The organism is Stieleria mannarensis, assembly GCF_014154935.1.
In the GTDB taxonomy this organism is placed as follows: Bacteria; Planctomycetota; Planctomycetia; order Pirellulales; family Pirellulaceae; genus Stieleria; species Stieleria mannarensis.
In genome coordinates, this window is record NZ_JACEHH010000059.1 from 21,193 (window position 1) to 33,161 (window position 11,969).

The window sequence follows — 11,969 nt, forward strand, 5'->3', positions numbered from 1 at the left end:
GTTCCTCGGCCTATTCGTCATATCTACTTCAGCATCGACAAGCACCATGCGCACCCGCCATGCCAGCGGGACGCGTCAGCGACCGGCACCATGTCGCCCCCCCTCGTGCCACTGGCTCACGCTACGTGCTGGCATCGCCGTAAACCATGCGAGCGGAACGCGTTAGCGACCGGCCCCACACACCGTCCAAGCAACCACGTGCCGCTCGCTCACGCTTCCCGCGAGCACTCCACCTGCAACCGGGACGAGTCAGCGACCGGCCCCACGCACCAAAACACCCCGCTCGCGCAGAGCCATCAGCCCGACGCTTCACGCCCATGAATGCAAACCCGAAAACCACCGTGCCCCCATCACCCTAACCTCGACCGAAACTGCACTGACAACATCACGTCGACCACACTCGATGTGAACCGACCGAGCTCGGATCGCGCGACCAGCACGACCGCACCATTCCGACCAAGTCCACGCCTGGTGACTTGGTTGTAAAATTGAATCGAAAATCCGCTACACCAAACGTCGGATTCGTACTAACTTACCGCCCCACGCCCTGGGTAGCAGCAAACACGCTGTCACCCAAGCGGACGAAGTCCGCCCGGATCCAACCGAAATTCAACCCGCAAGTCGGCCCTCCCTTTATCCCCGCACAAGCCACCACGCTTCACGCCATTTTCTTGTCGTCCGCCTACCTCCCATTTTTCTGCCCGCAATTTTTCTGTCCCCCCCGCCCCATCATTCTGCCCCGTATCATTCTGCCTCTTCTCCACACGCCGCTCGCTCACGCTTCCCGCTAGCAACTTTTGATTACCTCCCATCATGCCTGTCCGCGTGACACCGACGTTGACCTCTGCTGACCAACTCATCGGCATGACTGCCGATGGGTATCGCTACGAACTTGTCGCAGGAGAACTTCGGATGATGTCACCTGCTGGTGGTCGTCACGGCCGTATCGCCGTCCGTGTGGCTCATTTGTTGATGCAGCATGTCGATGCAAGAAAGTTGGGTGTGGTTTATGCCGCAGAAACCGGGTTCCTGATCGACACAAGCCCCGACACGGTACTCGCCCCCGATGTCGCCTACATCAGCACCGCACGACACGCGACCATAGAAGACGAAACGGCCTACCCGGCCTTGGCTCCCGATCTGGCGGTCGAAGTGCTCTCACCGAACGACCGGTTCTCACGCGTTGAATCCAAAGCCTTCCAGTGGCTCGATGCCGGCACGAAATTAGTCCTGCTGGTCGATCCCGAAACCCAAACGATTCATCGCTACGCATCCCGAAAACAAATCGAAGTCTACCAACTCGGCGAAACCCTCGACTGCAGCCCCGCCGTCCCCGACTGGACGCTCACCGTCGACGACGTCTTTCAGTAACCGTTCCGCATTTTCTTGTCACCCATTTTCTTGTCTTCCGCCTACCTCCCATTTTTCAGCCCACCATTTTTCTGTCCCCCCGCCCCATCATTCTGCCCCGAATCATTCTGCCTCTTCTCTCCACCTGCGGTTAGCCTTTCCCAACCAACCGTCTCCTGATCCTATGTCCCAACCCAGCCACCTGCCTCACTACACCTACGGCGACTACTGCCAGTGGCAAGGAGATTGGGAACTGCACCAAGGCATACCGATTGCGATGACCCCTTCGCCGTTCGGCCGTCACCAATTGCTAGTCACGCGTCTCGCGTGGTTGATTCAATCCGAAATTGAAGCCAACGATTGTGACTGTCAAGCCATCGTGGAATTGGATTGGGTGGTCAACGACGACACAGTGGTTCGTCCCGATTTGCTGGTCGTCTGTGGTGAGTTACCTGATCGACATCTCCAATCACTGCCTTTGATGGTCGTCGAAGTGCTCTCGCCATCAACGCGATCCAGCGACCTCGGTTACAAACGCGAACTCTATCAGCGCGAACGAGTCCCCAATTACTTGATCGTCGACCCAGAAACGACCGACGTGACAAAATTGACACTCAAAGACGATGTCTACGTTTCCACTCAACATACCGCCACAAATCTGACCGTGCGTCTGACTGACGACTGCATCATCAACATTGACCGAGACAAGCTGTTCCGATAGCGATCGACCACCTTTCAGACATCATCGTTCTGCCCCCATCGTCTTGCCAGTTCTTCATCAGATTGCCTTCGACGCTTCCCGCCATTTTCTTGTCACCCATTTTCCTGTCTTTCTACTGCCTTCCATTTTTCTGTCCCCCCGCCCCATCATTCTGCCTCTCCCCCACGCGCCGCTCGCTCACGCTTCCCGCTGGCATTTTGTTGTCCCGTCCGTAAATCAGCGATCCTCCAATGCTTAACGCCCTGACCGTTGACGTCGAAGACTACTTTCAAGTCTCCGCGTTCGCCGATCGCGTCACGCGGAAAGACTGGGACAAATACGAATGCCGGGTGGAAGCCAACACGGACAAGTTGCTGGCAATCTTCGATCAGTACAACGTCCGCGGCACGTTCTTTGTCCTCGGCTGGGTCGCCGAACGATACCCGGCCCTGGTCAAACGCATCGCCCACGCCGGCCACGAACTCGCATCGCACGGCTATTGGCACCAACTGGTCTATGACCTCACGCCGGCCACGTTCGCCAAAGACATCGCGGACAGCAAGGACGCCATCGCCGATGCCTGCGGAATCGAAGTCACCGCCTATCGAGCCCCTAGTTTCTCGATCGTCGAAGAATCCCTGTGGGCCTTGGACATCCTGGCCGAAAACGACATCCGTATCGATTCCAGCATTTTCCCCATCGGCGGCCATGACCGTTACGGCCTGGCCGACGCCCCCAAAGAAATCCACGACATCGAAACGCCGCACGGAACCATCCGCGAGTTCCCGCCCAGTGCCTGGAGTCGCGGTCGCATCCACGTCCCCATCGGTGGCGGCTACTTCCGGCTGTTCCCCTTACCCCTGACGTTGAAAGCCATCCAAAAAGTACGCGAGCACGGCCGTCCCGCGATGTTCTACACACACCCCTGGGAGTTTGATCCCGATCAACCCAAGTTGTCCGGGCTAAAGCCCAGCACGCGATTCCGCCACTACGTCGGGCTAAAACGAACCGAGTCGCGGCTCACCAAGATGCTCACCGAATGCGACTTTGGGACCGTTTCCGACGCACTCGCCACCAGCGACTTCCAACGCTCCCCAACCAACACACCACTCGTCTCCACCCACTAACCCAACGCCCCCATCATTCTGCCGCGTATCATTCTGCCTCCCCTTCTTCATCGTTTTGCCCCCATCGTTTTGCCCCTAAACACCACCTGGCTCTTTTTGTCACAACTCGCTTCTCACCTCGCTTAACTCTGCCCCATGTCCATCGCCGAAACCCCACAACCGTCCGCATCCGCCGCCCAATCATTGCTCGATTCCATCGCATCGCGTCAGTGCAACGTCGGCGTTATCGGACTCGGCTATGTCGGGCTGCCCTTGATCGATGCCTTTACCAGCGCCGGGTTCTCTTGCACGGGCTTCGATGTCGACGCAACCAAAGTCGACTCGTTACTGTCCGGTAAGAGCTACATCAAACACATCGGCGACGACAAGATTACGGCTTGGCTAGATAAAAAAGCCTTCGACGCCACCGCCGACATGACGCGTCTCGGCGAGCCTGACGTCTTGCTCATTTGCGTCCCTACGCCCTTGGACGACGCCCGCGACCCGGATTTGAGATATGTCGTGGGAACCTGCGAAGCGATCGCCAAATCTCTGCGTCCCGGACAACTAGTCGTCCTGGAAAGCACGACCTACCCGACGACGACCCGCGACGTGATGGTCCCGATCCTGGAACAGTCCGGTCTGAAAGCCGGCGTGGACTTCTTCGTCGCCTACAGCCCCGAGCGGGAAGACCCGGGCAATCCGGATTTCTCCGCCGCCGGAATCCCCAAGGTCGTCGGCGCGATCAGCGAAGAAAGCCTGGAAATCGCCAAGAAGCTCTATGAGTCGGCCGTGGCCGGAGTCGTCCCGGTCAGCAGTTGCGAAGTCGCCGAGGCGGCCAAGGTTCTTGAAAACATCTATCGAGCCGTCAACATCGCGTTGGTCAACGAATTGAAGACCATCTTCGATGACATGGATATCGACGTCTGGGAAGTCATCAATGCGGCCAAGACCAAGCCCTTCGGATTTCAAGCCTTTTATCCCGGTCCCGGACTCGGCGGCCACTGCATTCCGATCGATCCGTTCTACCTGTCCTGGCTCGCTCGAAAACAAGGCTTGAGCGCCCGTTTCATCGAGCTAGCCGGCGAAGTCAACCGCGCGATGCCGGACTACGTCATCTCCCAGTCCGCCAAGTTCCTCAACGAATTCCAAAAGCCAATCCACGGCAGCAAAATCTGCTTGCTGGGAGTCGCCTACAAAAAAGACGTCGACGATCCGAGGGAAAGCCCGTCCTTCGAACTCATGGAACTCCTGCTCGAACTCGGAGCCGACCTGACCTACAGCGACCCCCACGTGCCGAATCTTCCGGAAATGCGACACTACGACTTGCCGGCGATGCAAAGCCAAGAACTCACCCCCGAGTTCCTCTCCTCCCAAGACGCCGTCCTGATCGCCACCGACCACACCGACTTCGACTACGAGTCGATCGTCAAACATAGTCCGTTGGTGATTGATACTCGAAATGCAACCGCAAGTGTCACCGACCGCACCAAAATTCGGAAATGTTGAGTTCAGTAGCTAGTGGCTAGACGCGAGTAGCTAGTAAGAACTCAGAATCAAACCACTAGCAACTAGCAACTAGCAACTAGCAACTAGCAACTAGCAACTAGCAACTAGCAACTAGCAACTAGCAACTTCGCATGTCCTACGAAGACCTCGATGTTTGGAAGCGTTCATCGCGACTGTCCGTAACGCTCTATCAAGAAACGAAAGACCTTCGCGATTTCGGGTTTCGAGACCAACTCACACGAAGCGGGCTATCCATTCCTTCGAACATTGCCGAAGGCTATGAACGCGACAGCGATGCTGAAATCGCACAATTCCTCAAGATCGCCAAAGGTTCCGCGGGCGAACTTCGTACCCAAATCCTGATCGGCATCGAAGCTGGCTTTCTGCCCCGTCCCGCCGCCAAGCAGTGGGCCGACGAAGCAAAGCAAATCGGCAAGATGCTTGCCGCTCTCATCCGCCACCACAAGAGAAGTCGCTAGTTGCTAGCTCCTAGTAGCTAGCAATCGGTCCACTAGCCACTAGCCACTAGCCACTAGCCACTAGCCACTAGCCACTAGCCACTAGCCACTAGCCACTAGCCACTAGCCACTAGCCACTAGCCACTAGCCACTAGCCACTAGCCACTAGCCACTAGCCACTCAAAATGCCCCATCTCGCCTGCGTCGTCGGTGCCCGTCCGAACTTCATGAAGATGGCTCCGCTGCTGCGCGAGATCGACCTGCACGCCGACCTTGAAGCGACGTTGATCCACACGGGGCAGCACTACGACGCGGCGCTTTCGGACATCTTCTTCGAGCAGCTTGATATTCGTCGCCCCGACGTTTCGCTGGATGTCGGCTCGGGAACCCAAGCCGTCCAAACCGCCCGAATCCTCGAACGAATCGAGCCGGTCCTCCAAAGCGGCGGCCCGTCGGGCAATCCCTTCGACCGACTGGTCGTCGTTGGGGATGTCAACTCAACCATGGCCGCTGCGATTGCCGCGGCCAAACTGGGCATCCCGATCGCCCACGTCGAAGCGGGCTTGCGAAGCTTCGACCGTTCGATGCCCGAAGAGATCAATCGGATCCTGACCGACTCGATCTCCGACATGCTGCTGGTTTCCGATCCGATCGGCGTCGATCACCTTCGTCGCGAAGGCCATCCGGAGGAAAACATTCATCTGGTCGGCAATCTGATGATCGACACGCTCATGCATTCACTCGAGCAAACAAAGGGGCTGACGATCCTGGATGATCTGGGGCTGACCGAAAAACGATATGGGCTGGTCACGCTGCATCGCCCCTCCAATGTCGACGAACGTGACACGCTGAAACCCATCCTGGACGTGTTGGTCGAGATCAGCCAGCGGTTGCCGTTGGTGTTTCCCGTTCATCCCCGGACCGCCAGCCGAATCGAAAGCTTCGGTCTCAGCGAGCTTCTGGATTCGGCACCAAACATTCGCACGATCGCCCCGCAAGGCTACCTTGAATTCCTGGCGCTCTCCAGTCGCTCGCGAGTCATCGTGACCGATTCGGGAGGGCTGCAAGAAGAATCCACCGCACTCCAGATACCCTGTCTGACGATGCGAGAAAACACCGAACGCCCGATCACGGTGGACCAGGGCAGCAGCACGCTGGTCGGCAACGATGCCGAATTGCTACGTGAACAATTGGAATCCGTGCTGTCGGACGATTACCACGTCGGAGGTTGCCCGGATCTCTGGGACGGTCAAGCAGCATCACGGATTACAAGCATCCTCAACAACGAACTGATCTCCGCCTAACACACTGCCCGCCCATCTTCCTGCCCCATCATTCTGCCCCGTATCATTCTGCCTCCCTGCCTTCATCGTCTTGCCCCCATCGTTTTGCCCCAACGTCTTGCCCCCAACAATCGCCGCCAAAGTCCCCAACACCATCACGGCGCCCCCCGCTGATGACCCGCCGCGACGCAAACGCGTGCTGTTGTTGACGCATCGATTCCCGTACCCGCCCAACCGTGGCGACCGGATTCGATCGTACAACCTGATGCGTGTGTTAGCCGAACACTTTGACGTGACGTTGGCATGCCCGCACGACGAACCGATCACGGACGAACATTTCCGGCACGTCGATCAGATTTGCCGGCAAACGATCACCGCTCCGACCGGAAACGAACGTTGGTTACGCGCAGGTGGTTCGGTGCTCCGCGGTCGAAGTTTGACCGAAGGTTTGTTTCATCACGCGAAGATTTCCAGCGAGATTCGCAAACTGCAGCGTTCTCGTCCGTTTGACGCAGTCCTTGTGTTCTGTTCAGGGATGTTTCGCTATATCGACGGCAACGACTTCACCGGCACCCCCATCGTCGTCGATCTGGTCGACGTCGACAGCATGAAGTGGGAACAGCTGGCAAGAGAGTCAAGGCTGCTCAAGCGGCCGATTTACGCTTGGGAAGCCAATCGAGTGAAGCGATTGGAACAGCGAATCGCGCGTCGTGCCGATGCGATCACGCTCGTGAGCGACGATGAAGCCAACGCTTTCCGCGGTCGAGTCACCACAAAGAGCCCGATCATCGGCGTCAGCAACGGAGTCGACACGGACTACTTCCGTCCTCGCCCGGCGACGTCGCCGGGCGAGGACGGAAGTAGAGATGCGAGCGGCGAGCAGCGAGATGCGAGGAATGCAGTCGAGCCGAGCGACGTGAACCGAGAAAGAACAGACAACGAGCCCTCCGACCCAAATTCTCGCCTCTCGCCGCTCGAAACTCGCAACTCTGCAAGCCACTCGCCTCTCGTCGCTCCCCGCTCACGTCTCATTTTTACCGGCGTCCTTGACTATCCACCGAATGTGGAAGGCATGCGTTGGTTTTGCAATGACATTTTGCCCGGACTGCGTGAACGACTCGACGTCGAACTTCAGATTGTCGGTCGTCGGCCGAACCAAGTGGTTCGTCGTTTGGGGGAACTGGAGGGGGTGACGTTGATCGGAGAGGTTCCCGATGTTCGTCCCTATTTGCTCGGAGCCGACATCGCAGTGTCACCGCTCAAGCTGGCGCGGGGAATCCAGAACAAGGTGCTCGAGGCGATGGCCAGTGGCTTACCCGTGATCACCACGTCCCAGTCTGCCGAAGGCATCGACGCGGAATCGGGCGAGCAGTTCATCATTGCCGACTCGGTTGGAGAGTGGCAAGACTCGATTCATGATCTTTTTTCGGATGCAGGCAAGCGAGAGGGACTGGGCCGACAGGCACGTCAATTGGTCGTCGATCAGTATTCTTGGTCAGCCCGACTGGATCGGATCATTCAATTGTTACGGCATTCCAGTTCAGCGCGGGCATCGCGTTAAACGCGAGTCAGACGCCCCACAACGCAGCAACCACAAGCGACGAAGAATTGATTAAAGGTAACACCATCCTCTGTTTCGCCAGCGGGTATGACGCACCGCCGACGAGCAAGCATCACGTGATGCACCTGCTTGCCGAGCACAATCAAGTGTTGTGGGTCAACTATCATGCGTCGCGGACACCGACCGCTAGTTCGTCCGACATGTTGTACATGGCCAAGAAATTGGGCCAAGTTGCCTCGGGTTTGAAGAACCCGCGTCCAAACTTACACGTGCTGACGCCGCTGGTGGTTCCGCTGCCGAGTTCGGATGTGGCGAAAAAACTCAACCGTGCACTCTTGATCAAACAGGTTCGACGAGCGCTCCGCAAAGTCGGCAAGGGGCCGGTCCAGTTTTGGACCTTCACGCCGGACGTGGGCTATCTGCTCGGGGCCTTTGAGGAAGAAAAGGTGATCTACTACTGCGTCGACGACCACTCACAATTCACCGGTTACGACGTCGATCAGGTATTGGCCGAGGAAGAGGACCTTTGCCGACGATCCGACTTGGTGATCACCACGTCGATGGCATTGCAGGAAGCAAAAAAGGGGTTCAATGAAAACACCGTGCTGATTCCCCATGGTGTGGACTATGCGCATTTTTCCAAGGCGCTGGACGAGTCGACAGTAGAGGCGCCCGAGCTTCAGGGGATCCCGCACCCACGGATCGGATTCTTCGGATTGCTTCGGGACTGGGTGGATCTTGACATGGTTGCAGCTGTCGCGAAACGTCGCCCCACGTGGCAATTTGTGATGGTGGGTGACGCGACGTTCGACTTGTCGACATATCGATCTCCCAACATCCATTTTCTCGGGCGAAAACCCTACGACTCATTGCCAGGCTATTGCAAGGGATTTGATATCGGCATCATTCCTTTTAAAATCAACGACCTGACGCTTGCGGTCAATCCGATCAAACTTCGTGAATACCTCGCAGCAGGACTTCCCGTCGTTAGTACGCCCCTGCCAGAAGTTGCGATCTTTCAACATCATGTGGGACTAGCGAACTCAGCCGATGAGTTTGAGTCTGCGATCGAGCGATTCCTAAGTGAGGACGCGGGCGAGCTTGTGAAAGAACGCTCCGCCGCTATGAGTTCTGAGACTTGGCCCGCAATTGTCGATCGAATTGGTCACCAACTTCAACGCTAGTTTGAATTTGGAAGCGTACTCTTGTGTGATCTCGTGACAACTGCTTCCGTCTCGTGTCGGATTCTCGGGATGGTCAAACAATGATCAACTTCACGCTTCACGTCGGCGCGCCCCGCACGGGAACAACGCGCATTCAAACCGTATTGGACAGCAATTATGATTTTCTGCTGACCAAAGGGGTTCTTGCACTTACACCTCCCCGTCCGGGAAAACGTAATGAACAGACCGTGCGATCCGTTATCGGCTTGGCGCGTGGTTCAGCGACATCAAGAACTGGCTGGGCTACGAAGCATCTAGCCCGACGAAAATTCAGTCGCCTTATTCCCGGTGGAGCGAGGAGTGCTGTTATTTCTGACGAGAGTATGTTGGGGCCGATTTTTGACCGAAAGACTGGGGTCGGGCTCTTTCCCAACGTTGTCAAAAATCTACGTCCGATGGTTCATCTGACTCGTAATCGTATCCAACGCGTGTGTCTCGCGATTCGATCATATGATTCCTTCATCCCGTCGGCGTACGCAATGGCTGCGCTGTATAACCGTGACAAATTCGCGGTTTCAGCCCTTCAGAATGCGCTAGTCAACCCCAACCGAGGATGGGTAGAGTTGATTAGCGACATCGTCGCTACCATTCCAGATGCGGAGATAATTGTCTGGCACTATGAGGATGTAGCGTTTGAGTCACAACTGAAAGCGGTAGTCGGAGACGTGTCAGTCGACAGCCTTTCGATCATTGATACTGGCGTCGTGAATGCTGCGCCTACCTTAGAGGCAATTCGGCACGTTCAGGGAGATGGTGTTATGGACGACCGGCACGCCGACACCATTGTTAAACAATTTGAATCAGGTAGGCGTTTTGACCCGTTTTCCGAGTCCGCAAAGAAGGAGTTGAGACTGCGATACGCGGAGGATTCCGATCGAATTAGGAAAATCGATGGGATACATATCGTCAGTCAGATGCAATGAGGTCTCATCAGCAAATCAGCGTAGGCATGGGATGTCTTTTCTGTGACTCCGGTATTCGTGTGCAAGGTTGTCCGCGATTATGGGAGTACGGCTTGATGCCTGACCGACGGGTTACTAACACATGTTGTGATCGGTTTGTTGTGAGCATGATGTCTTTTCTCTTGTCGGGTTTATGGGGCGGAGGAGCAAGAACGAAAATTCGACGTCGGAAGAGGAGCTATCACTCGAATTTTGTAGGATTGGTGCAGTGCAAAGCGAGTGCGTCGCGAGTAGCCGGAGATAGCGATGCACAGGTTGGAGAGGCATGGTCATGAGCAGCGGACGACGTAATGCCAAAAACCTTGCGATCAACTATTCAAGTTTCATTGCGACTGGCATGGTAATGTTGATGCTGTCGCCCTTCGTGATCCGCTCACTTGGACCAGTCGCTTATGGAATCTGGTCACTCTTGAACATGTTGATCGGATACATGGGGATCCTGGATCTCGGAGTTCGAGGAAGTACTGGAAGACACATTACGCTCTATCTCGGCCGAGAAGACTCGGTCGCGATTGACCAAACAGTCAGAACGAGCCTTGCTTGTTACACGCTGCTCGGACTTGTTATATTTATCGTTGCCGGCGTTTTGGGTGGAGTGTTTCCACATGTGTTTCCGTCCGTCCCTGCCGAGTATCGACCAGCACTTTTGGTGCTTGTGCCATTGATGGCGGTCAATATCTGGACGTCTGCCGTTGCGGCGGTTTTTGCGAGTGTGCTGCGGGCGCATGAGCGATTCGATCTCGCGTGTGCCGTCGATCTTTCGACGCTTGCCGTTCGCACGGTGGGGACCGTATTGGTGTTGCAAGCAGGTCACGGCATGGTTGGACTTGCCATCACTGTCGTGGCTAGCAATTTTATTCCATTGTTCGCGAACGCATGGCTCGCCAAACGCATCTATTCGCCATTGAGGTTTTGGCCGTTGGAGATAAACCGAGAGCGAATGCGGGAGCTGGGCACGTTCGCGGTTGGTACGTTCGTTACAACGGTTGCGCTTAAGGTCATTAACCAAACCGATTTGGTGATCGTGGGGTTCACATTTGATGTTGCTACCGTGACGGTTTTTTCGGTGGGCGCGATGCTAGTGAACTATTCCAACAACCTTACATCGCTCATCTACACCACATTTCGACCTTCTTTGCAGAAAGCGGTGGCTCGAAATGAAATGGGGGCTGCACGCTGGATCTTTTTTAGACAGGTCCGATTAGCAAATCTTATCGGGATCCCGGTTTACGTCGGTTTTACTCTCTATGGTGTCCACTTCATTCGGTTGTGGATGATGGGTCCAGGTTTTGACGCGTTGTCGGTGCAGTCTGCTGCGACTGTGATGGGAATCCTTGCCAGTGCTAGGCTACTAAACCTGTTTTCAAGTGGGTTCACCTCTCTGCTCTGGGCCATGGGAGATGTGCGTTTTAATGCAACGCTCGCGTTGACTCAGTCGCTGACGAATTTGCTGTTGTCCCTGTTGTTTGTATTGGCGTTGGGATGGGGGCTTTGGGGCATAGCGTTCGGGACCTTTGTCAGCGGACTTGTGGTACCGACTTTTGCGCTTCCGTGGTATGCGTGCAGGAAGGCAAAAATAAATTTATGGACGTACACCATTCAGATAGGTGGGCGAGTGCTCGTGTCAGCTGGCTTGTTTGGTTGCTGGTGCTATTTGGCTCAGCAGATCCTTCCCTGCAATTCTTGGACAACGTTTTTTGGTAGCGTTGCTCTCGCTTTGATCGGCTATGTACCGATCGCATTGTGGCTGCTCGTTCCAGAAGCAGATCGCTCTCGCGTGCAAAGCAAGATTCGTGCCCTGACCGCGATCGGGTAGT

At 55.9% G+C, this 11,969-nt stretch carries 10 protein-coding genes; all 10 read left to right on the forward strand.

Annotated features, from left to right (window positions below):
- Window positions 1-813 precede the first annotated feature (813 nt).
- The gene (locus tag H1B37_RS27980) at window positions 814-1,371 is read left to right on the forward strand and encodes a Uma2 family endonuclease (protein WP_182870585.1); all 558 of its coding nucleotides are present in this window, start codon (window positions 814-816) and stop codon (window positions 1,369-1,371) included.
- Window positions 1,372-1,534: 163 nt separating this feature from the next.
- On the forward strand, window positions 1,535-2,071 hold the full coding sequence (locus H1B37_RS27985) for a Uma2 family endonuclease (protein WP_182870586.1): 537 nt from the start codon (window positions 1,535-1,537) through the stop codon (window positions 2,069-2,071).
- Window positions 2,072-2,301: 230 nt separating this feature from the next.
- Window positions 2,302-3,177: an XrtA system polysaccharide deacetylase gene (locus H1B37_RS27990; RefSeq protein WP_182870587.1), complete on the forward strand. Its 876-nt coding sequence runs from the start codon at window positions 2,302-2,304 to the stop codon at window positions 3,175-3,177.
- A gap of 135 nt (window positions 3,178-3,312) precedes the next feature.
- Complete coding sequence (locus H1B37_RS27995) at window positions 3,313-4,665, forward strand: nucleotide sugar dehydrogenase (protein WP_182870588.1); 1,353 nt, start codon at window positions 3,313-3,315, stop codon at window positions 4,663-4,665.
- Window positions 4,666-4,796: 131 nt separating this feature from the next.
- Window positions 4,797-5,144 (forward strand): four helix bundle protein, encoded by a 348-nt coding sequence (locus H1B37_RS28000; protein WP_182870589.1) that lies wholly within the window; start codon window positions 4,797-4,799, stop codon window positions 5,142-5,144.
- A gap of 164 nt (window positions 5,145-5,308) precedes the next feature.
- Window positions 5,309-6,427: a non-hydrolyzing UDP-N-acetylglucosamine 2-epimerase gene (wecB, locus tag H1B37_RS28005; protein ID WP_182870590.1), complete on the forward strand. Its 1,119-nt coding sequence runs from the start codon at window positions 5,309-5,311 to the stop codon at window positions 6,425-6,427.
- A 97-nt stretch (window positions 6,428-6,524) separates the two neighbouring features.
- Window positions 6,525-7,967, forward strand: coding sequence for a glycosyltransferase (locus H1B37_RS28010; protein WP_182870591.1), 1,443 nt, complete (start codon window positions 6,525-6,527; stop codon window positions 7,965-7,967).
- Window positions 7,968-8,236: 269 nt separating this feature from the next.
- Entirely contained in the window at window positions 8,237-9,151 is a 915-nt protein-coding gene (locus tag H1B37_RS28015) for a glycosyltransferase (protein ID WP_220498406.1), read from the forward strand.
- A gap of 80 nt (window positions 9,152-9,231) precedes the next feature.
- Entirely contained in the window at window positions 9,232-10,113 is an 882-nt protein-coding gene (locus H1B37_RS28020; RefSeq protein WP_182870593.1) for a hypothetical protein, read from the forward strand.
- A gap of 310 nt (window positions 10,114-10,423) precedes the next feature.
- On the forward strand, window positions 10,424-11,968 hold the full coding sequence (locus H1B37_RS28025) for a lipopolysaccharide biosynthesis protein (protein WP_182870594.1): 1,545 nt from the start codon (window positions 10,424-10,426) through the stop codon (window positions 11,966-11,968).
- The last annotated feature ends 1 nt before the right edge of the window (window position 11,969 follow it).

Bases quoted from the DNA above. Each gene is read 5' to 3' on its own strand.
- H1B37_RS27980 (WP_182870585.1), top strand. From the start codon at position 814: ATGCCTGTCCGCGTGACACCGACGTTGACCTCTGCTGACCAACTCATC.
- H1B37_RS27985 (WP_182870586.1), top strand. From the start codon at position 1,535: ATGTCCCAACCCAGCCACCTGCCTCACTACACCTACGGCGACTACTGC.
- H1B37_RS27990 (WP_182870587.1), top strand. From the start codon at position 2,302: ATGCTTAACGCCCTGACCGTTGACGTCGAAGACTACTTTCAAGTCTCC.
- H1B37_RS27995 (WP_182870588.1), top strand. From the start codon at position 3,313: ATGTCCATCGCCGAAACCCCACAACCGTCCGCATCCGCCGCCCAATCA.
- H1B37_RS28000 (WP_182870589.1), top strand. From the start codon at position 4,797: ATGTCCTACGAAGACCTCGATGTTTGGAAGCGTTCATCGCGACTGTCC.
- wecB (WP_182870590.1), top strand. From the start codon at position 5,309: ATGCCCCATCTCGCCTGCGTCGTCGGTGCCCGTCCGAACTTCATGAAG.
- H1B37_RS28020 (WP_182870593.1), top strand. From the start codon at position 9,232: ATGATCAACTTCACGCTTCACGTCGGCGCGCCCCGCACGGGAACAACG.
- H1B37_RS28025 (WP_182870594.1), top strand. From the start codon at position 10,424: ATGAGCAGCGGACGACGTAATGCCAAAAACCTTGCGATCAACTATTCA.